Annotated in this window: 17 protein-coding genes; 9 read left to right on the top strand and 8 right to left on the bottom strand. The window is 42.9% G+C overall.

Going from position 1 to position 21,834, the window contains the following annotated elements:
- The first annotated feature begins 322 nt into the window (after positions 1-322).
- From Xvie_RS08695 to Xvie_RS08675, 5 genes are all read left to right on the top strand, one after another.
- Positions 323-1,753, top strand: coding sequence for a serralysin family metalloprotease (locus Xvie_RS08695; protein WP_086108935.1), 1,431 nt, complete (start codon positions 323-325; stop codon positions 1,751-1,753).
- 268 nt (positions 1,754-2,021) lie between these two features.
- Positions 2,022-2,369, top strand: a complete 348-nt coding sequence (locus Xvie_RS08690; RefSeq protein ID WP_086108934.1) for an AprI/Inh family metalloprotease inhibitor — start codon at positions 2,022-2,024, stop codon at positions 2,367-2,369.
- 233 nt (positions 2,370-2,602) lie between these two features.
- Positions 2,603-4,369, top strand: coding sequence for a type I secretion system permease/ATPase (locus Xvie_RS08685; RefSeq protein ID WP_086108933.1), 1,767 nt, complete (start codon positions 2,603-2,605; stop codon positions 4,367-4,369).
- 51 nt (positions 4,370-4,420) lie between these two features.
- On the top strand, positions 4,421-5,758 hold the full coding sequence (locus Xvie_RS08680) for an HlyD family type I secretion periplasmic adaptor subunit (protein ID WP_086108932.1): 1,338 nt from the start codon (positions 4,421-4,423) through the stop codon (positions 5,756-5,758).
- Positions 5,758-7,155, top strand: coding sequence for a TolC family outer membrane protein (locus Xvie_RS08675; RefSeq protein WP_422645962.1), 1,398 nt, complete (start codon positions 5,758-5,760; stop codon positions 7,153-7,155). The genes Xvie_RS08680 and Xvie_RS08675 overlap by 1 nt, the downstream gene beginning before the upstream one ends.
- Before the next feature lie 106 nt (positions 7,156-7,261).
- On the opposite strand, the gene xni is transcribed toward Xvie_RS08675, so the two are convergent.
- The 4 genes from xni to Xvie_RS08655 all read right to left on the bottom strand — a co-directional run bounded on the left by xni (position 7,262) and on the right by Xvie_RS08655 (position 12,622).
- Positions 7,262-8,017, bottom strand: a complete 756-nt coding sequence (xni, locus tag Xvie_RS08670; RefSeq protein ID WP_086108930.1) for a flap endonuclease Xni — start codon at positions 8,015-8,017, stop codon at positions 7,262-7,264.
- Positions 8,018-8,095: 78 nt separating this feature from the next.
- Positions 8,096-9,463, bottom strand: coding sequence for a nucleotide 5'-monophosphate nucleosidase PpnN (ppnN, locus tag Xvie_RS08665; RefSeq protein WP_086108929.1), 1,368 nt, complete (start codon positions 9,461-9,463; stop codon positions 8,096-8,098).
- Positions 9,464-9,657: 194 nt separating this feature from the next.
- Positions 9,658-10,503 (bottom strand): NADPH-dependent 7-cyano-7-deazaguanine reductase QueF, encoded by an 846-nt coding sequence (gene queF, locus Xvie_RS08660; RefSeq protein ID WP_086108928.1) that lies wholly within the window; start codon positions 10,501-10,503, stop codon positions 9,658-9,660.
- Positions 10,504-10,930: 427 nt separating this feature from the next.
- Entirely contained in the window at positions 10,931-12,622 is a 1,692-nt protein-coding gene (locus tag Xvie_RS08655; RefSeq protein ID WP_086108927.1) for a cholesterol oxidase substrate-binding domain-containing protein, read from the bottom strand.
- A 391-nt stretch (positions 12,623-13,013) separates the two neighbouring features.
- Here Xvie_RS08655 and syd point away from each other — a divergent pair, with 391 nt between their 5' ends.
- The 4 genes from syd to Xvie_RS08635 all read left to right on the top strand — a co-directional run bounded on the left by syd (position 13,014) and on the right by Xvie_RS08635 (position 15,866).
- Positions 13,014-13,562 carry a SecY-interacting protein gene (syd, locus tag Xvie_RS08650; RefSeq protein WP_086108926.1) on the top strand — a complete coding sequence of 183 codons (549 nt, stop codon included), beginning with the start codon at positions 13,014-13,016 and terminating at the stop codon, positions 13,560-13,562.
- Between the two features lie 711 nt (positions 13,563-14,273).
- On the top strand, positions 14,274-14,615 hold the full coding sequence (locus tag Xvie_RS08645) for a YqcC family protein (RefSeq protein WP_086108925.1): 342 nt from the start codon (positions 14,274-14,276) through the stop codon (positions 14,613-14,615).
- Between the two features lies 1 nt (position 14,616).
- Complete coding sequence (gene truC, locus Xvie_RS08640) at positions 14,617-15,369, top strand: tRNA pseudouridine(65) synthase TruC (protein ID WP_086108924.1); 753 nt, start codon at positions 14,617-14,619, stop codon at positions 15,367-15,369.
- Positions 15,370-15,419: 50 nt separating this feature from the next.
- Positions 15,420-15,866: a flavodoxin gene (locus tag Xvie_RS08635; RefSeq protein WP_086108923.1), complete on the top strand. Its 447-nt coding sequence runs from the start codon at positions 15,420-15,422 to the stop codon at positions 15,864-15,866.
- 102 nt (positions 15,867-15,968) lie between these two features.
- On the opposite strand, the gene Xvie_RS08630 is transcribed toward Xvie_RS08635, so the two are convergent.
- The 4 genes from Xvie_RS08630 to map form a co-directional block, all read right to left on the bottom strand.
- Complete coding sequence (locus tag Xvie_RS08630; protein WP_086108922.1) at positions 15,969-16,355, bottom strand: DUF3461 family protein; 387 nt, start codon at positions 16,353-16,355, stop codon at positions 15,969-15,971.
- A 480-nt stretch (positions 16,356-16,835) separates the two neighbouring features.
- Positions 16,836-17,660, bottom strand: coding sequence for a 2,3,4,5-tetrahydropyridine-2,6-dicarboxylate N-succinyltransferase (gene dapD, locus Xvie_RS08625; RefSeq protein ID WP_086108921.1), 825 nt, complete (start codon positions 17,658-17,660; stop codon positions 16,836-16,838).
- Positions 17,661-17,697: 37 nt separating this feature from the next.
- Complete coding sequence (glnD, locus tag Xvie_RS08620; protein WP_086108920.1) at positions 17,698-20,355, bottom strand: bifunctional uridylyltransferase/uridylyl-removing protein GlnD; 2,658 nt, start codon at positions 20,353-20,355, stop codon at positions 17,698-17,700.
- Positions 20,356-20,544: 189 nt separating this feature from the next.
- Positions 20,545-21,342, bottom strand: a complete 798-nt coding sequence (gene map, locus Xvie_RS08615; RefSeq protein ID WP_086108919.1) for a type I methionyl aminopeptidase — start codon at positions 21,340-21,342, stop codon at positions 20,545-20,547.
- Positions 21,343-21,834 lie beyond the last annotated feature (492 nt).

Below are 21,834 nucleotides of genomic sequence, written 5' to 3'. Positions count from 1 at the left end.
AAAAATCAGGTAAAGAGATAATTCTATCTTAGGATCAATTTTCAGCAGATAAAAACAACATAATTTAATAATAAATCATGTTGTTTTTTTATTATCAAAAAAATTTCATTGAGAAATTAATAATTAATTACATAAATTAAATTTGTGCAATATGTATTCTAAAAAGATATATGAATTATTTTTACATAGACAATAACTAACGCTATTTTATTCTAGAGTTTTCTTTCCAAGAGGGTCTTAGGAAGAATTTAAAACTCTTACGCCCGTTATTATGAAAATTTCGGGTTTTAGGATACTTGTCTTGTTTTTACAGGAGATTTACATGACCTCAAAGAAAAAATATACCTATGTGGGGTTATCTGATTCCAATTCCGTACAGGATGTTCATTCACTTCTCACAGCCTACGTTCCAAACTCTGATCCTGATGTTCGTGTTGCGCATAAGGTATTAGCGGATGAAGCGCCTGATGAGCTTGTGCGTGGAGATTATCAATGGGCCAAGAAATATATTCATTCTGGCGCATTAGAATTATCTTATCATTTTCTGGAATCGACACCTGCTATAATGCCGTTGTTTAAGATTTCTGGCTTCAGTGCTTTTAATAACGAGCAACAAAAAGCTGCGAAACTTTCTTTACAATCTTGGTCTGATGTTGCCAATATTAAATTTACCGAGGTTAGCAGCGCTAATAAAGCGAATATCACTTTTGGTTTCTTTGATTATAGCGCCAACAAGGATTATGCATTTGCTACTCTGCCACAGGGGCAGAAAACTGCTTATACTTGGTATAATTCTGAAAGTCATACTTTTGTAGATAATGACATTGATGTGAATGGTTATGCCCGTCAGACTTTCACTCATGAAATTGGACATGCATTAGGGCTGGAACATCCTGCCGATTATGATGCTTCTGATAAAGTGCGTCCAAGCTATACCAAATCAGCGAAATATTTCGAAGATTCTCGTGCTTATACCGTCATGAGTTACTTCAGTGAAAAATTCACTGGTCAAGATTTTAAATATCAATATTCATCGGCGCCTTTGCTGAATGATATTTCTGCCATTCAGGATCTGTATGGTGCGAATATGGAAACCCGTAAGGGAGATACCGTATATGGTTTCAATTCCAATACTGATCTTGACTTCATGACCGCAACTGATGCTAACAGCAAACTCGTATTCAGTGTCTGGGATGCTGGCGGTGAAGATACCTTTGATTTCTCTGGCTTTACCCAAAATCAACGTATTAACCTGAATGAAGGCGCTTTCTCTGATGTTGGAGGCTTGAAAGGCAACGTTTCCATCGCTCGTGGTGTAGTTATTGAGAACGCGATTGGCGGCAGCGGTGACGATATTCTGGTAGGTAACAGCGCTGACAATATTCTGAAAGGTGGAGCAGGTGATGACGTCATTTATGGCGGCCTGGGCGGTGATCACCTATGGGGTGGTGAAGGCAACGATACCTTTGTTTATCTGGATGGCAAAGAATCACTGAAAGACAATCCAGACTGGATTCATGATTTCATCTCTGGTGAAGACAAGATCGACCTGTCTGATTTCAATTTCGGTGGTACTGGCGATATCAAATTTGTGAATTCGTTCTCAGGTAAGGCGGGCGAAGTACTGCTCACTTATGATAAAGCCAATGATGTAACCGATCTGGAAATCAGTCTTGGTGGTGATTTGGCCGGCAATGATTTTCTGGTGAAAGTTATCGGTCAACCGTTGACTGAGACAGATTTCATCGTCTAATTAATAGCATCATATTAGTGAAATACTGCCGTATCCTGAGAGGAATACGGCAGTATTATTTAAATGATGGAAAGTGGACATGATGAAAAGTGGAAATGATGGAAAGGAGGTAATTGTGTTGTATAGATATCGAAATTTAATACCTGTTTTCTTCAACTCCTTGCTGTGTAGCTGTCAGTTTTTTAGATTGAAACTGTTTTTATTGAAACCGCTTTTATCAAAATCGGCCTTATCGATAATTTTTTCTCTCTTTTTTGTAGGAGGATGTATGGCGAGTAGTTTGGGGCTTCCATCTGCTGGTGAGTTGAAAGGGTTATGGCAACTCACCGATGGGAACAGGTTGTGCAATATTGAATTGACTGATACTCATTTACCCGATGGTTCAATCTGGGCTTTGAAAAGCGATGCTTGTGTGCCTGAGTTGATTGGGTCTTCTGTTGAAGGATGGTATCCATCTCCTGATGGCATCACATTGACCGACGGTGATGGCAATAGTTTGGCGTTTTTTAGTCATGAGTCGGAACAGTGGATTGCCTATTTTGTTGATGGCCGGGAACTGGTCATGACATTTAATGGCACAGAAAATAGTGGCACAGCGAATGCGGTAACAAAATAAAAATCATGCATGGATATACCCGATAGATTTCAGCAAAGCTGTGGATTGAAAAATATAAAGGTATACCAATGGATTTTAAGGTGCGACGCGGCGGCAAGGGAACGAATCCGCGGGAGCATAGATAACTATGTGACTGGGGTGAGTGAGCTCAGACAACAAAGAGGCAACTTGAAAGACGAAGGGTATATAGATAACTAATTCGTTTTGCTTCACTTAATGATAAAGGGATTGCAGTGAAATTACGCTTTCCAAAGGATGAAATCACGGATGTTATCCGTGCACGCAGCAAGGTCTTCTGGACTATTGGCTTATTTACGGCATTCATCAATTTACTGATGCTGGTTCCCTCCATTTATATGCTTCAGGTATATGATCGAGTACTGCCATCGAGTAATGAGATGACCTTGCTAATGCTGACGTTGATTACACTGAGTATGTTCGCCATTATGGGGGGGCTGGAATATATCCGGAGTATGGTGGTGATCCGCATTGGCAGTCAGTTTGATATGTGCCTGAACCAACGGGTTTATACCGCGTCATATGAATCCAATCTGAGAAATGGCTCCACTGATGCAGGGCAGATGCTCAATGACTTGGCGACCATTCGGCAATTTTTGACGGGCAATGCACTATTTGCTTTTTTTGATGCTCCTTGGTTCCCTATCTATCTTTGCGTTATTTTCCTGTTCAGCCCGTATTTGGGATTGTTGGCGTTGGTTGGGGCGATTATTTTGATTGCGCTGGCGGTGTTGAATCAATGGTTATCTCAGGCACCTTTAGCGGAAGCAAGCAATCTTTCTTTACGATCAGCCAACTTAGCCAGTACTAACTTGCGTAATGCCGAAGTGATTGAAGCGCTTGGAATGTTGCCGACATTGCGCCGTCGTTGGTTTGGCCTGCATCAGCGTTTTCTCAATTTTCAGCGTATTGCCAGTGAGCGATCCGCGTCCATCACAGCGTTGACCAAAACGGTGCGCATGGCTTTGCAATCGTTGATTCTTGGTTTGGGTGGTTGGTTGGCGATTGAAGGGAATATCACACCAGGGATGATGATTGCGGGTTCTATTTTGATGGGAAGGGCGTTGTCGCCGATTGAACAATTGATACAGGCATGGAAGAGTTGGAGTGCAGCCCGCTTATCATGGCAACGATTGGACAAGCTACTAAAAGCTCAACCAGAACGCAAAAGTGGCATGTCATTGCCATCTCCTGAGGGGATGCTATTGCTGGAAAAAGTATCGGCAATGCCACCGAGTAAAATTCGGGCAGCCCAGACCCCGCAGACCGGATCATCATCAAATAACCAATATGTCTTGCAGGATATCAACTTTGCCTTGAGTTCTGGTGATGTTCTGGGAGTGATTGGCCCTAGTGCCTCGGGGAAATCCACATTGGCCCGTTTGCTGGTGGGGATCTGGCCAGCGCAAGAAGGCGTTGTACGGCTTGATGATGCTGATATTTACCAATGGAACAAAGATGAGTTAGGAGCATCCATTGGTTATCTGCCACAGGATATTGAACTATTTGGCGGCACGATTGCGGAGAATATCGCACGTTTTAATGATGTTGAACCTGAAAAAGTCATTGAGGCAGCGAAAAAAGCTGGAGTCCATGAGTTAGTGCTCAATCTTGAGCAGGGTTATGACACAGTTATTGGCGCTGGCGGCATGGGGTTATCTGGTGGGCAGAAACAGCGGATAGGTTTGGCTCGCGCTCTGTATGGCAATCCATCGCTTGTGGTGTTGGATGAACCTAACTCGAATCTGGATGATCTTGGTGAAAAGGCCCTGAGTCATGCGATTGCTCAATTACGGGAACAAAATAAAACGGTGGTAGTTATCACCCACAGACCTTCATTGCTCTCGCAAACAACCAAAATTTTGCTGTTGGTACAGGGGAAAATGAAAATGTTTGGCCCTTCCCAGCAAGTGATGGCTGCGTTATCTCAGTCTCCGTCACAACCACAGTCACAGTTAAAAGCGGTCGAACGTGCCTCGTAACATGATTCAGCCATATTTCAATTCTTGGGATATTTCTATCTGGGAGTAAAGATGTCCTATCAGACTAACGCAAAGGATGCCCGAAATGAGGTGTCGGAATTATTGCCGCTGGATGCAAATCGTTACCTGCGAATAGGCTGGTTGGTGATTGGGATTGGCATTCTGGGGTTTCTCATTTGGGCGGCATTCGCACCACTCGATAAAGGGGTTGCTTCTTCTGGTACTGTTGTGGTTGACGGGAACCGCAAAACGGTACAGTCCCCTGTCAATGGCATTATCAGGCAAATTCAGGTGAAAGAAGGCGAACACGTGAAGGCCGGGCAGGTTTTGGTTCAGCTCAGTCAGGTGCAGGTTAACGCTCAAATTGATTCTTTGAAACAGCAGCTTTATACCACATTGGCAACAGAAGCCCGGCTTCTGGCCGAGCAGCAAGGGCAGGATACTGTTGTGTTTCCGTCTGCGCTATTGAATCAGCAATCGGAGCCACGCATTAATGAGATTCTTGCCTTGCAAAAACAGCTCTTTTTATCACGTCGTGAAATGTTGCGCAGTGATTTGGCTGGAATGCAGCAGACAGAAGAAGGCCTGAATTTTCAAATTAAGGGACTGCGGGAAGCCCTGATGAGCAAACAGCAACAGCAAATTTCGCTCAAAGAGCAGGTTACGAATCTGCGGCCCCTGACTGAAGAGGGTTATTTTCCTCGTAACCGTTATCTGGAATTACTGCGTAGTCAAAGTGAATTAAGTGGCAGTATGGCTGAGATGGCAGGACGAATTGGGCAGCTTGAAAAACAGCGACAGGAAACGCAGCAGCGAGTTATCCAACGTCAGGCGGATTACCAACGTGAAGTACGCAGCCAACTGGCAGATGTACAAGTATTGGCTAATGAGCTGAAAAATAAGCTGGAAACAGCACAATTTGACCTGTCACATACATCCATTATTGCTCCGGTAGATGGCTCAGTGGTTGGATTAACCGTGTTTACTCAAGGTGGTGTGGTGGCCTCCGGTGAGAAATTAATGGAAATTCTTCCAGCCCAGAGCGCGCTGGAAGTAGAAGCGCGTTTGATGGTGAACCTGATTGATAAAGTGGCTATAGGGCAAGATGTTGATTTGATGTTTACGGCGTTCAATCAGAACCGGACACCGAAAATCGCAGGTAAGGTGATGGTGGTTTCTGCCGACCGTTTGGTGGATGGGGTGACAAGAGAACCTTATTACCAGATGCGATTGAGAGTCAGCCCTGAAGGTATGGAGAAACTGGCAGGATTGAATATCAAACCGGGGATGCCTGTTGAAGTATTCGTCAAAACAGGTTCGCGTTCTCTGTTGAGCTATCTGTTTAAGCCGCTAATGGATAGAGCGTCTACATCGTTGATTGAGGAGTAATGAAGATGTTGAGGTATTGCAGTTTTGCCAATAAACGTACTTTGTTATTGCCTCTGTTGTTAACCGTATTATTGGCAATATTAATTTCTGGCTCCGTACATGCACTTTCCTTAACGGAGGCTTATGCGCTGGCATTGCAGCACGATCCGACGTTTCAGGCCGCTATCAAAGAGCAGGAAGCCGGACAGGAAGAGAAAAATCTTGGGTTGGCAGAGTTACTGCCCAAGATATCAATTAGCTACCAGAATGCACCGCAAAACTGGCAGAAGATGGAATCGCAATCTTTGAACAATCGGGGCAGGGTCATCAGGGAGAGCCGTGACCGGGAGTATAGCAGCTATAGTGGTGCGATTGTTTTGACCCAGCCATTGCTCGATTTTGAAGTGTGGGCACGTTATCGAACCCGTCAGGCTTATTCCTTAATGAGTGATACTCGCTTTCGGGCGGATAGCCAGCAATTGGCGGTCAGGGTGGTGAACAGTTATGTGGCTGTGGCTTATGCACAGGATCGCTTGGCACAAGTCGCTCAGCAGCGGACAGCCTATGAAGAGCAACTCGAGCACAACCAAAAGTTGTTTTCTTCCGGTGAAGGTACTCGTACTGATGTAGCAGAAACTCAGACACGTTACAGTCAGGTACTGGCTGATGAGTTAGTGGTGCAGGATGAGCTGGATGCAGCCATTCGTGACTTGCAGTTATTGGTTGGTATGCCGTTACCGGCAGATTTGCCTGTTAATCGTTTATCCAATGTTCCAAGGTTCAAAACAATCAAACTAGACTTAGAACACTATGCTGATTGGGAAGAGCTGGCATTACGTCAGAATCCACAACTGGCTGCGACCCGTCATAAAATTGAGGCGGCGTATCAAGATATTCAGCGCAATCGTGCAGGATATCTGCCGAAACTGGAGTTGTATGCTTCCCATAATGAAAATAAGTCCAGCAGTGATAACAGCATCGACCAAAAATACCGGACTGATTCCATCGGATTACGAGTATCCATGAACCTCTATAATGGTGGCGGTACTTCAGCGGCGGTGCGCCAATCAGCAGCAAACTATGGCAAAACCAAATATGAGATGGATGTTCAGACAGGAGAAATCCTGAATGCACTGAGACGCAATTATAACGCCTGCGTGAATGGTGAAAAGCGGATACGAGCCTATGAAATGGCGGTGGGAGCGGCTGCATTACAAGTGAAAGCTACCCAGAAAAGTGTAGCGCTGGGGCAGAGAGTAAATGTCGATATATTGAATGCTGAGCAACAGCTTTATACTGCTCGCCGTGAATTGTCTCAGGCAAAATATGACTATATGAAAGCGTGGGTTGGTTTATTGAATGAATCCGGTCAATTAAAGGGTGAGCATATTAATTTAATTGCTGATTATTTTGGTTGAGACGATTAGTTGAAATGACTGAAATGTGATACTACGCTTTATTTGCCTGTAAGATTCGCACAAAAGCAAGTATCACAAATCATATTATTGCAATAATATCAATTCATTATCTATTGATGAGCCTCAATTGCTGCAAATTTCCTTGTAATGACAAGTCGGTTTTCAGCAATGCAATTTCGCGGCTGATATAAGCCATTTCTTTGTGAGATTCCAATTTATTGCGCCATTTATCTGGCAGGGTTTCTAAATTATGGAATAAATTATCCAGCGAGCCAGCTTGCAGCAGCAGGGTGGCGGCAGTTTTGGGGCCAATACCCTGAACTCCGGGGATTTTACTGCTACTAATGCCTGCTAGCCCCCAATAATCGGGAAGCTGGTTAGGGGCAACGCCAAATTCTTGCTGGACAAAAGGTAAATCCAGCCAGCGTTTTTGGAAGTAATCGCGAATTTGGATATTGGGAGAAAGAAGCTGGCAATAGCCTTTATCGGTTGAAACGATTGTGACACTATGCCCGCTATCGGAGACTTTTGTTGCCAGTGTTGCAGCCAAATCATCCGCTTCATGTCCTTCCGCGTGCCAGCAGGCGACTCCCAGCGCATTGAATGCTTGCTTAATTAATGGCATTTCTTGCTGCAAATTGTCCGGCATGGCAGAGCGGCCCGCTTTGTAATCAGGGAGAAGATGATGGCGCCAGCTATGGCTGCGATCATCTTCATCAAATACCGCCACGGCGTGGGTTGGAGATGCGTGGGTGATTAACTGCTTTAACGCATGCTCACAGGCTGGGATGCAAGGGCTTCCCTGTACTGCATGAATGCGTCGAATCAGATTTAAGGCGTCTACAATCAAAAGGTGTATCATGGTCGTTATCTTCCATCCGTGGATTTATTCCTTGGCATCAGCCTCATTATTGAATTGATGAGATAAGGTATCTGCGATTTATCTGATTATCTCATAACATGGCTCATAAGCAGTGCCTCTGGGAAGTTTCATGCGATCCTGCTCCACAAAATCTTTCAGAAGGTTGTCCATGCTATGCATGATATCTGCATCTCCATGGATCTTGAATGCCCCATGTTTTTCTATGGCATGAATACCCACTTCTTTTACATTGCCTGCCACAATACCAGAAAATGCACGTCGTAGTGCTGAGGCCAGTTTTGCTGGCGACTGATCTGGGGATAAATTCAGATCAGCCATGTTTTCATGGGATGGGCTGAATGGAGATTGCAAATCAGGGCTGATTTTCAGTGACCAGTTGAAGCTATAGGCATCTCCGGTTGAGTGGCGATTTTCTTTGACATCCGGCATGGCTTTTTTCATGATACGCGCGACTTCTGATGGGGCATCCACAATAATGCGATAGTGATGGCGAGCCTGTTTCCCCAGAGTATTAACGATAAATTCATCCAATACCTGAAAGTAATTGGCGCTTTCTTTGGGGCCAGTCAAGACCAGTGGTAGAGCTTGATCTTTATTTTCGTGATTCATCAAAATAGACAGTAAATACAGTAATTCTTCTGCCGTTCCTACTCCGCCAGGGAAGATAATGATGCCGTGGGCAATACGGACAAAGGCTTCCAGACGCTTCTCAATATCAGGCATGATGATCAGCTCATTCACCAGTGGATTGGGTGGCTCTGCCGCGATAATTGAAGGTTCTGTAATGCCGATGAAACGACTTTTTTTGTAATTCTGCTGGGCATGTCCTACAGCAGCTCCTTTCATCGGTGCTTCCATTGCACCAGGCCCACAACCCGTACAGATATTCAGTTCACGTAATCCCAGTTCATTTCCTACTTTGCGCCCGTACAGGTATTCTTTCTCATTAATTGAGTGACCACCCCAACAAACAATCATATTGGGTTCTTCTGAGATATGCAGTGCCTTGGCGTTGCGCAGGATAGAGAAAATGGTATTGGTAATGTGCATACCATTTTCCATATTCAAATTGTTTGCTTTCTGAGCATTGTCAATTTGCGCGTGAACGAACAAAATATCCCGCAGTACTGCGAAAAGATTTGCTTGCAGGGAGCGGATGATTTTGCCATCAACGAATGCTTCTTCTGGGGGATTAACGAGCTCCAGTTTTACGCCGCGTTCTCTGCGCAGTACGTTGATGTCAAAATCTTCATATTTTGACAGTAGTTCTTTACTGTTATCTGTCTGACTACCAGAATTGAGAACCGCCAGTGAACAGTTACGGAAAAGGCGGTATAAATCACTGCTTGCGGTACGCTTAAGCATATCTACTTCAAGCTGAGAGAGTAAATCCATTGATCCTAATGGATTGACATGTGTAATCAAGAATGTCTCCTTTTACCCTTTGCGGGGGTTCCTCAATAATGATTTATACCCTTTATCTCTCAAGTCGTTGCTTTTTATTGCTTTTATTTGTTTACCATTACAATAATCTGGCCATCGCAGCAACTTGAAATCTATTGGGTATAACTGATTTCATCCAGCAGTTTGGCTAGCTGTCACTAATCAGGTCACTTCGATTACTGGCGGGCTAATCTTCCTGTTGCTGGAACAAATGCTTCGTTACTGCGCCACGGATTGATATCCAATCCTCCCCGACGGGTATAACGTGCATAAACAGTGAGTTTTTCTGGAGCGCATAACGTCATTAAGTCATTGAAAATGCGCTCGACACATTGTTCATGAAATTCATTGTGATGCCGGAATGAGACTAGGTAACGCAAGAGCTTTTCCTGATCAAGTATGGGGCCTTTATAGTGGATCATGACAGATCCCCAATCGGGCTGATGAGTGATCAGGCAGTTCGATTTTAGTAAGTGGCTAACTAAAGTTTCTTCAACGACAGGGCCAATTGCTGCATTGTTAAGATAATCGCGACTGAACTGATAATCATTAATTTCAATATCCTGATTATCGATACATTTTCCTTCAAATTCGGCAATTGGCTGCTGGCTGAAATCGTGGAGAGGATGTAACACAACTTCAATATTGCCATTGGCACAAGCAGATAAATCTTGTTGCAGGGTTTTTTGCACCGTTTCCCAATCAGCAAAGCGGGTTTGGTTAAAACTGTTCAGATAAAGCTTAAAGCTTTTTGATTCGATAAGGTTTTCACTGGCTGCATCTAAGCTGATATGACCGATGGCAACTTGAGGGACACCACGTGCGTTGAGCCAGGAGAGTTCGTACATTGTCCAGATATCAGCACCGTGAAAAGGAAGATTATCAGGAAATAGTTCAAGCGGTTCACGGTTCATACTGCGGGGAACCGCTTGCAATAGAGTAGGATCATAGTTATCGCAGTAGGGGGTTGGTTTACCTAACGTGAGTTGGGAAAGAGCCTGATTATTCTGATATAAAGACATTAGAATTCCTTTAAGTTGAAAAATCTTACGACTGAGATAGTTTTTGCGACTGTAATGGCCTTTAGTGTATCAAGGAATTCTAACGGTTCGTATTTTTATTGTTCATTATTTCTCATGCTCACCACATCAGCGTAGAGCTTCTTCAATAAGGCTAAATCTTTTTCGATGGATTTTGATAAGAATTTTCCAAGACTACCTTATATTTGATCTTAAATATAGAGATTTTCCAATTTAACTTTATATTAGCTTTGAATTATGCATAATATTTTTTAAATGAAATAAATGCATTTTTTCTTGGCTTGAATCTAAAAGTATAAGGTGCATGTTTTTATTATATATTTATTTAGCTTTGCTCTATTTGTTTAATTTATTCACATTTTAGTAAATAGCAGATATAAAAATATATCTGCTATTTATTATGACCCGATTAATCAGAAAGTAACTTATTCAATAGTGGAGATCTAAATACATGATGAGGATCATACTTCTGCAATGCAGAAATCGTAGAAGCCCAATTGTTATCAGCAGATAAACCATGAGTAAATGAATCTGGTATTACTTTTGTTAACACATTAGTATCCTCCCATGCGGCCGTTTTTCCATATGCCCAACCTTTACTCCATTCGACACGGGCTGATGCGTAAGTCCCATTAAACTCTTGAAATAACCATTGCTCGAATTTACGGAGAAATTCAATGGAATGTGGTGTTTTCGGAAAGGTCAATATATCCATCCAAACTGCAACATCCCATTCAGGGTGATCCAAACGGGGACGAATGGCAGATAAGCCAGGGATAACCGCTTTTTCATACATCACTTCGGCAGGATTATCTAATCCAGTGACTCTAACCTCGAGGGGGCCGTTGATAGGGTATTTTCCTTCAATTTCAAACTCTTTTATCAAATTTTGCCATTGGCTATAGAATACGCTTAGTACACGTTGAATATCAGTACGGCGTGTCAAGACTGCATAACCATTTGCCGTAACGCGTAATGTCGTCGGTTTCACATATAACAGCAGGTTTTTACTCCAGCCCCAGATATCTTTTTCACGGCCTTGTAAGGCGATTTTTGTCAGTAGATATTGCATTTCACCTATTAACGGAGTTATTGAAGGGTTAGTGCTAAGTGCTTCCTTCACGAGATTCGATATGATAAGTGGAATATTATCGGAAAATGGGTAGTTATAGGGGGAGTTAACTTCAACACTGGAAGAGGGTTGAGTTGGTGCTACACTCCAGACTTTTAACCATGGGTGATTTGTAAAGGGAAACAAAATTATTTCAGCCCGGCCACTTTTATCCAAGAATTGGCTAAGAGTTCGTTTTCCTTTTATGTTTTTCGGGGAGGCAAATAACTCTTCCGCAGAAATATCAGTAAAGCTTTGACACCGTAGGCGTTGATTTTTACCAGCTTGCAACTGGACTTCCAAAACTAGAGCACTACCTATATGGGTTAATAAAGGAGCACAATCTGGATCATTCCTTTCAAAACGCTTAATGCCATATTGCTGATTTTCTTTATCCCATATGACAGCAGACAGGGATAATATTGTATTACTGAGAGAACCGAATGTATGTCCGGGAAGTGGGGTTTCGTCAAGTGCTTTAATGGCCGTCCCATGCCCTCCTATCGCGAGAACCGCGCCGAGTGTTAAATCTCCTGGAGCGGGTGTTGCAGTGAAGCCCAAGCCCTGTTCTTCCATTTGAGTCATTAACTTTTCCATCAATATGCCAGTTTGTGCTGTCACTATGGAAAATTGAGAACGGTGTTCAATATTGACCTGACTAAAGTAAGGGGAAAGATCCATCAGCATAATACGGTTTGTGAAACTTTGCCCGGATTCCAATATCAGTGGTGACCAATTATGTGATTGTCCGATGGGCCTTAATTTATAATTTTCTCTCCATGCCCAATTGACAACGGTAATAACTTCTTCAATAGATTTTGGTATGCAGCACGGTATATTATAGGCTTTAATTTCTTCTGACCAATTTTTAAAGTTTATTATTTTCCATGTGATTTTTTTGGGAAAATCAGGTAAGTGATATTCTGTTTCTGTAATTATCTGTTCTTGTGAATGAATGTTTTCTTGCTTAAACAATTCGGATGATGACATATTCTATTCCCTTATTCTTTTAGTCAGTGGAATTTTATTTTTTAATATAAAATCAAAAATAAATCTATTTGTTATGTATTGTTTTTTTGAACGGAGATGATTATTGGTGTTATGTAATCTGAGGGATGTTGGTTTTTTTGAGAGAGAGTCAGGTAAATAATTTTTGTTAGCTATAAATGTAATAGATGATGCTACAAACAGAATGGAAAGTAATTATGGTTTTCATGATTTATTGAAATAAATCTGAATATTTAGCAAGGGATGGCCATATCAACATTTTTTCATTAAGGTGGTAATATCACTCCTCGGTTGTTATTTTGCTAAAAAGTCTATAGGTATAAGCAGGATAACATTATAAACCTGAGCCTGAAAATGTGGATGATATAATTGTATGACCTTGAATGTAACAGAAGCACTCTCTGACTTTACCCGACGTTACGTTGAATTATGGCAAGAGAAAACCGGGTTTCCGCCAGCCAGCAGTGAATTGTATGGCATACCTTCATCATGTATTGAGCGTACGGGAGATAGTGTGGTGCATTGGCTTCCTCGGCCGTTTTCTGCTCAAGAAAAACTCAGTAAGGTAGAAACTGCATTGGAGATTTGTTTGCAAGATTCTATCCATGATTATTATGTCATGCAGTTTGCAGGTGATATGGCCGCCAGTTTTGAGGGGCAGCGTTTCAGTCTGATTCAGGTATGGAGTGAAGATGATTTTATTCGGTTGCAGGAAAACCTGATTGGTCACCTTGTCACACAGAAGCGGTTAAAACTCTCGCCTACCGTATTTATTGGCACCACTGATTCCGATATGGGGTTGATTTCCGTGTGTAATTTGACAGGACAAGTGATTTTTGAACAGTTTGGTCGCGATGAACGGAAAACGTTATCCTCAGATTTGGCAAGTTTCCTTTCGGTTATCAATCCTGTGATGAATTAATTGCAGATATTAATTTAATTTCTTGTAAGAGATATCTCACATAACGCGTGAGATATTTCTTTGAATCACGGCGTGAATATTGCGAATTTATATTATTTGTATTTCATATCAATAGAATGCGTGATTTTATCTCAGTGTTAATTTTATTCTATCTTCTGGAATTCTGATTCAGTTGCTTGTTTGAAGAGCCTGAATCATAGATCCTTTTACTGTTCCGTAAGGAGCCACAGCAAAACAATTACCAGGGAATAAATCCATCGGGAAGATGGTTCAAGGATGATTAGGTACAGGCCGGAGTGCCGAAAACTATCAGTATAATGATTAAGTTAAGGATAACCTACAGGGAGATTTTTTGTCAGGGAAATACGCAAGGAGCGCCCCATTTTAGCAGGATTGCTATGACAGCCACTCTAGGGGGGGAGATTTTATCTCCTCCCTTATTTCATATATATCCCCTTCGTCTTTCAAGTTGCCTCTTTGTTGGCTGCGCTCACTCACCCCAGTCACTGTTGTTATGAACATAGAATTATCTATGCTCCCGGGGATTCGCTCCCTTGCCGCCGCGACGCACCTTGAAATCCATTGGGTATAGCCGTAATTTTCCTACCGCAACTTTTCCGCTGAAATCGTATCAATGATATTCTTACGTCACCAATGACGTGGTGGCAGTTTCTGTCATCTGAGCAACAGATAAGCATCAGACGAAACATCATGAGTATCGAGAAACAAATTCTACATAAATTACAGTTAATTGAAGCTGCCATGAAAATGGTGGGGTTATGGCAAGATTATCCACCTAAACCTGAAGCCTTTGAAAGCACTGAGCCTTTTTCCATCAATACAATGTCGGCGGAAGAGTGGCTCCAGTGGGTGTTAATCCCAAGAATACGTGCTTTGATAGATCAAAAAGCCAGTTTGCCGACGGCATTTGCCATCGCCCCATATTTTGAAGAAGTTTATAAAGAAGAGGTAGAACGTTATTTACCTTTGCTTGAACACTTACGCGGATTGGATAATTTATTTACGGGCAATCTGTTTACACAGGATACTTGATATGCTGGATATTATTTATCAGGATGAACATATTGTTGCCGTCAATAAACCAGCCGGGTGGTTAGTTCACCGTAGTTGGCTGGCTCGCCATGAAACTGTTTTTGTGATGCAAACACTGCGTGATCAAATTGGGCAGCATGTTTTTCCTGTTCATCGTCTGGACAGGCCAACATCCGGTGTTTTATTGATGGCACTTTCAAGTGAAGTCGCCAGAACACTTTCGCAACAATTTGAATTCCACGATATACAAAAAACATATCATGCAGTTGTAAGGGGTTATGTTGAAGGTGATGATATTATCGACTACGCCCTAATGGAGCAGTTGGATAAAATTGCGGATAAATTTGCTGATACAGATAGAGAAGCGCAACCAGCCGTTACTTATTACCGCTCATTAGCAAAAGTAGAGTGCCCAATTGAGATAGGGCGTTATCCGACATCACGTTTCAGTCTCTTGGAATTGAGGCCAAAAACTGGCCGTAAGCATCAATTGCGGCGGCATATGGCGCATATTCGACACCCGATTATTGGGGATACCACGCACGGCGATTTGCGGCAAAATCGAGGTGTTGATAAATATTATCAGACTGGCAGGTTAATGCTGCACGCCAGCCATCTTCAACTCAAGCATCCTGTAACGGGAGAGAGCCTTCTTCTGACTGCAAGATGGGAGCCGTCATGGCAGCACTTGCTTGAACAATTTGGTTGGCAGGGTATTGTACCTGATCTGGAATGTCTGACTATTCGTGAATGAACGTAGTATCAATCAACGTAGTATCAAACCAGTAAAAGAGATCAATATTTATGGCAAAAATTGGTGTTTTCGTTGGTACAATTTATGGCAATGCGTTGGCGGTTGCGGAAGAAGCGCAGCAGATCCTTGTGCAGCAGGGACATGAGGTTGAGATTTTTGAAGATGCAACTTTAGCGCAATGGCAAGAATATTTACAGCAAGTTGTCTTAGTGGTCACTTCGACAACAGGGCAAGGCGATCTGCCTGACAATATCCAGCCGCTCTATACAGAGTTGAATGATAAGTTGGGTTATCAGCCTGATTTGCGCTATGGCGTGATTGCTCTGGGCGACAGTAGTTACGATACTTTCTGTGGTGGTGGTCGCTCTTTTGATGAATTGCTACAGGAACAGGGAGCCAAACGAATCGGTGAGATATTGCTGATTGATGCTATTGATGTGGTTGAGCCTGAAGTCTTTGCCCAAGACTGGATTGAGGAGTGGGGAACGCTGTTGTAGCACGGTTGTAGGATATGTAGTGCGGTGATTTACAACACCGCTTATTCCTTTAGTTGATTCGAGACTTCGGAAGGGTAAGCGGTGGGTGACACAGCTGACACATTACTTACGAGTCAGTTTTTCCAAATCTGCTTCGATTTCTGCGATCTTATTCGCAACAACATGTTCGAGATGACGTAAGTCGTCGAGGATCTTATGTTTCAAATCCACTTCAATCTGATCACGTTTGCAAATCTGATCCAGCTCTTCAATCACATAACGCAGGTTGGTGTTAATTTCTTTAACTTCTTTATAACCTTGGCCTGAATGATTGTCAGAAATAGTTTTTAACTGGCGTGGGTACTTAAATTTAACGCTCTTGGCGAAGAATTCGCCCTTATCCTTGCGGAAATAAATCTTCAGAATGTCGTTATTCGCTTCCTGACGGAGGCTATAGCGATCAATATCTTCAGGATACGTGATCCCCAAACTTTTCAAGTTATCGTACATAGCGCGTCACCTAGTTACCTCAATGAAATGGAAAGGCAAAAAATAGTGGATTTATTATCCATTTCGTAATCGTTAAAAGTCAATTGGTTAATGGCGCTTGAGGGAATACTACTTGAAACAGGTTAGTTGTCAGTAGAGAAATAGAACAATAAAGTAACAGTTTTTCTTATTGAACTTAAGATTCAATCAAACTAATTTCTCTTCAAGAAATGTTTATCAATTTGATAACTGTGTTATCCATTTAAAATAATCAGGGCTGAGAGGAACACATGCCAAAAAGATTGGTGGATCCTGAACATCTTCAGAATAGATTGGCAATTATTTCTAAAAACGAGCTACCTCTTCAATAGAATTATTTCAATAAGTTAGCTTCCATATGCGAAAAATAGTTCTTTCTGAATTTACAATTATGCGGCAATACAAATATATAGCCGCATAATAATTTCGTGAACTTATCTATGAAATAGATAATTCATGCTGTTAGTCAATATTTCTTAGCAGTTCATTAATACAAACTTTGCCACGGGTCTTGGCATCAACCTTTTTCACGATAACAGCACAATATAAGCTGTAGCTGCCATCTTTGGATGGAAGATTACCGGATACTACGACGGAACCCGCTGGTACACGGCCATAATGGATTTCGCCGGTTTCGCGATCATAGATTTTGGTGCTTTGGCCGATGTAGACACCCATTGAGATCACGGAACCTTCTTCTACAATAACGCCTTCTACGATCTCAGAGCGTGCGCCGATAAAGCAATTGTCTTCAATGATGGTTGGGTTGGCCTGCAATGGTTCCAGAACACCGCCAATGCCAACACCACCGGATAAGTGAACATTTTTACCTATCTGTGCACAGGAACCGACAGTTGCCCAAGTATCTACCATCGAGCCTTCATCCACGTAAGCACCAAGGTTGACATAAGATGGCATCAAGACGGTGTTACGGGCGATATATGCCCCTTGGCGAACAGCCGCCGGAGGTACGACACGGAATCCTTCTTTTTCGAAACGTGCCTGATCATAATCAGCAAATTTCATCGGTACTTTGTCGAAATAGCGGCTTTCAGCACCTTCCATCACCTGATTGTCATTAATGCGGAAGGAAAGCAGTACCGCTTTTTTCAGCCATTGATGAGTTATCCATTCTCCGTCGATCTTTTCGGCGACACGCAGTTTGCCATTGTCTAACATTTGAATAACCTGATTAATGGCATCGAGGGTTGTGTTATCAACAGTAGTGGGAGTGATGTTTGCACGGTTTTCAAATGCATTTTCGATAGTCGTTTGTAATTGCTGCATAAGTATGCGGTTCCTAATTTCTGTTAAGGGAATCTTGCTATAGTTTATCCCGTGTGTTCAGGGCTTCTGTCAACCTTTCTGATAATTCATCCCTTATTTTTTTATGTAATGCGTTTTGATCTTTATCCGCTAATACAAAAAAGTCTTCGACACGCTCACCAATAGTTGTAATGCGGGCCCCATGCAGAGAAACCCCCAGTTCCGCGAAAATATTGCCTACCCTCACCAATAACCCGGGTTGATCCAATGCAATCAATTCCATGTAAGTACGGCGAACATTTTTTGTTGGTAAAAAATTTACTTTGGTGGGGACATTAAAATGGCGCAATTTAGCAGGTAGATTGCGTATCTTTGGTACTTTAGTATGAGGATCGTTTACTACTTTCAGTAAGGCCCGGCGGATAGGCTCGTGACGATCAAGTGCCAGCGGGTGACCATTAGGTTCTAAAACAACAAATGTGTCCATTGCCATTTCATCACGATTAGTAAAGATTTGGGCATCGTGGACACTTAAATTACGCTTGTCCAGTTCCCCGACAACGGCAGCAAAAAGGGAAGGCCGATCTTGGCACCAAATAAAAATTTCGGTGCCACCGTGAGAAAATGCGGTGCTGATCAGAACCATCGGTTCCGGGAAGTTGTGGTGGACTAAGTGGCCTGCATGCCATGCTAATTGATCAGGGGTATGACGCAGGAAATAATCTGCATGACAACGGCTCCAGATACTGTGTAAGCTTTGTTCGTCGATATTTTCTTGTCGCAGAAGAGTCAGTGCCTGCAAGCGATTATTACGAATGCGTTCTCGTAAATCAGGGGTGTTTTGAATTCCCTGACGCAATTGGATTTCAGTGGTGAAATAGAGTTCTCGTATCAGGCTCTGTTTCCAGCTATTCCAGAGTTTGGCGTTGGTGGCACAAATATCTGCAACGGTTAGGCAGACTAAGTAATTAAGACGGTTTTGGTTTTTGACCCGGCTGGCAAATTGCTGAATGACCTCCGGATCTTGAATATCCCGCCGTTGGGCAGTCACTGACATCAGTAAGTGATCGCGAACCAACCATTCTATTAATTCTGCTTCGTGGTTTGTCAGACCATGTTGTTGTGCAAATGCGAAAGCATCTTTGGCACCAAGCTCAGAATGATCGCCATTGCGCCCTTTGGCAATATCATGGAAAAAAGCCGCCAGCCGCAATAGTTCTGGTTGAGGAAGACGTGGATAAAGCTCAACACACAGAGGATGGATCATCCGGTTGTTTTCATCAGCAAAACTTTCCAGTTTTTGCAGTACACGGATGGTGTGTTCGTCAACGGTATAAGCATGAAAAAGGTCAAATTGCATCTGACCGACAATTTTGCTCCAAAATGGCATATAAGCCCCTAATACACTATGAAGGTGCATTGGAAGTAATGCTCCTGCAACTGCATTGGGATGACGCAAAATATCCATGAAAATTTTTCGTGCTTCGGGAAATTCACACAAAGGGCTGCTCAGGTTTCTGCGGGCATAGCGAAGTTGACGCAATGTTGTGGAATAGATGCCCTTAATTTCACGGTGTTCAGCCATATGATAAAACATTGTCAGTATTGAGGTGGGATCACGGCTAAACAGCGTTTTATTGATTAGATCAATGAGATTCCCCCGCAATTGAAAATCGCCGTTCAGGGGACGTGGTTTTTTTTCATTGGGCTGCAATGCCAAAATCGCTTCATCAAACAGTTGCAGCAGCATATTATTCAGCTCACTGACACGGCGAGTCATGCGATAGAAATCTTTCATCATTCGCTCTACTGGCTGATTTCTTTCTCCTTCATAACCGAGCAATTGGGCGACACCGAACTGGCGTTCAAACAGCAACCGATTATCATAGCGGGTAACAACCAAATGAAGGGCAAAACGGATGCGCCAGAGAAAATTCTGGCATTCATTCAGTTCGTTGCGCTCTTCTTGGGTCAGGAAACCAAAATTAACCATTTCATCTAAAGATGTGGCACCAAAATGGCGGCGAGCGACCCAAAGTAATGCGTGAATATCACGGAGTCCACCCGGGCTGCTTTTGATATCGGGTTCCAGATTGTAACTGGTGCTGTGATAGCGTTGGTGGCGTTCTTGTTGTTCCGTAATTTTGGCAGCGAAAAATTGAGCTGATGGCCAGAAATCATCACTGAAAATATATTTCTGCAATCGTAGAAATAGAGGTAAGTCACCACAAATTAAGCGGGATTCAACCAAATTCGTCGCGATTGTGAGATCGGAAAGCCCTTTTTGCTGACATTCGGCAAATGTCCTGACACTATGCCCTACTTCAAGGCGGATATCCCAAAGCAGGGCAATGAGCTGCCCGAGACGAGCTGATTGTTCCTCAGTCAATGGAGACTCACTCAAAATCAGTAGGTCAATGTCAGAAAGAGGATGTAATTCACGGCGACCGTAGCCACCTACTGCGATCAGAGAAAGAGAATCTATCTGAGCAAATCTTTGTTCCTGCCATAATCGCTTTAAAAGTTGATCAATATAGTCACTGCGGGTGTAAATCAGTGCTTCTGGTGAAATTCCTGCCTTGAATGCCTGCTCAAGCCATAGCTGGAATTCATCAATATGCTGTTTAAGGGCAGGAAATTGCAGGTCATCGTGGGAAAATTCCACGGGAGAAAGGGGAGGTACAGGTGCATGTACTAAGGAAATATCGACTGGCATAAGTAGAAACCTATTATGAGGAAGCTCATGAGGAAACAGACCATGATGTCCAGATTACTGAGAAAATCGCGGGATGAACAGGGATTAGAGGCAAAGATTAAAGCTCCCCGTGAATTATCAGGGAGCTTTTAGTTTCTTGTTTGCTTGTTACTTGCTACTTGGTTAAAGCTGATAAGCGCTCGCTGGCAATTATGCGTTCACCAATACTGCTGAAATATGCGCTTCTTCTTCTTTGCGCCAGGTCATGATTTCACAGCCATTGTCAGTAACGACAATTGTGTGCTCATATTGTGCAGACCAACCGCGATCTTTGGTTTTAACTGTCCAGCCATCTTTCATGGTGCGGATACGGAAATCACCAGCATTGACCATCGGTTCAATGGTGAATGCCATGCCTTTCTGCAATACAACACCGCCATCATCAGCATCATAATGCAGTACATGAGGCTCCTCGTGAAAGACTCTGCCGATACCGTGACCACAGTATTCGCGAACCACAGAATAATCGTGACCTTCTACAAATTGTTGAATGGCTTTGCCGATGGTACGCAAGCGAATGCCGGGCTTGACCATTTTCAGGGCAAGGTACAGGCTTTCCTGTGTTATGCGGCACAGGCGTTCACCTTGAATGGTTGGCTTGCCGACTATGAACATTTTAGAAGTATCGCCGTGGAACTCATCTTTGATGACTGTAACGTCAATATTGACGATATCACCTTCTTTCAGGACTTTGTCATCGCTTGGAATACCGTGGCAAATCACATCATTGACGGAGATACATACGGATTTAGGGAAGCCGTGGTAGCCAAGACAAGCGGAGATAGCCTGCTGTTTCTCAGTGATATGATCGTGGCAGATACGATCAAGTTCACCGGTGGTGACACCAGCCTTAATGTAAGGCTCAATTATTTCCAGAACTTCGGCTGCCAGACGTCCGGCCACGCGCATTTTCTGAATGTCTTCTTCTGTTTTGATAGAAATAGCCATGAAATGGGTCCATTTAAGTCGGAAAATCACCGACTACTTGATATTAACTAAGGAAAGTGTTGTCAGTAATGGTATCAGCCCACCGAATGGATGCCAATATAACCCTCATTTTTCCAGCCATAGTTTGAGATTGATATCGTTTATATCTGCTGGACTACAGGCCATCAGAAATGGCATGAGAAGTGGAATGAGAAGTGGCAGCAAATGTAGCTTTTAACATAGGTGGCTGCAACAAATGTTGGAGTCTGGTGGCGGTTTGTGGTATAAAGCGCGCCGGTATTCAGTGTAATTGTTTCTGATATGATGCAATTCGCAGAGATACTAAATAAAACTCATTATGTGTAAATAACACACACGGATCGGCACATACACCGGGGTGCTCTCATGCGGTTAATCCATTTATATGAGTAATTTTTATATGAATGGCTCGCAGTCAAAGAGTCGGTGTCATGGGATCTGTGGAGGCATAACCCCAATTAACTTTATAGAGGT

It is taken from the genome of Xenorhabdus vietnamensis (assembly GCF_002127535.1).
In the GTDB taxonomy this organism is placed as follows: Bacteria; Pseudomonadota; Gammaproteobacteria; order Enterobacterales; family Enterobacteriaceae; genus Xenorhabdus; species Xenorhabdus vietnamensis.
The sequence above is the reverse complement of the archived record's forward strand: the minus strand, read 5'-3'. Positions and strand labels throughout refer to the sequence as shown.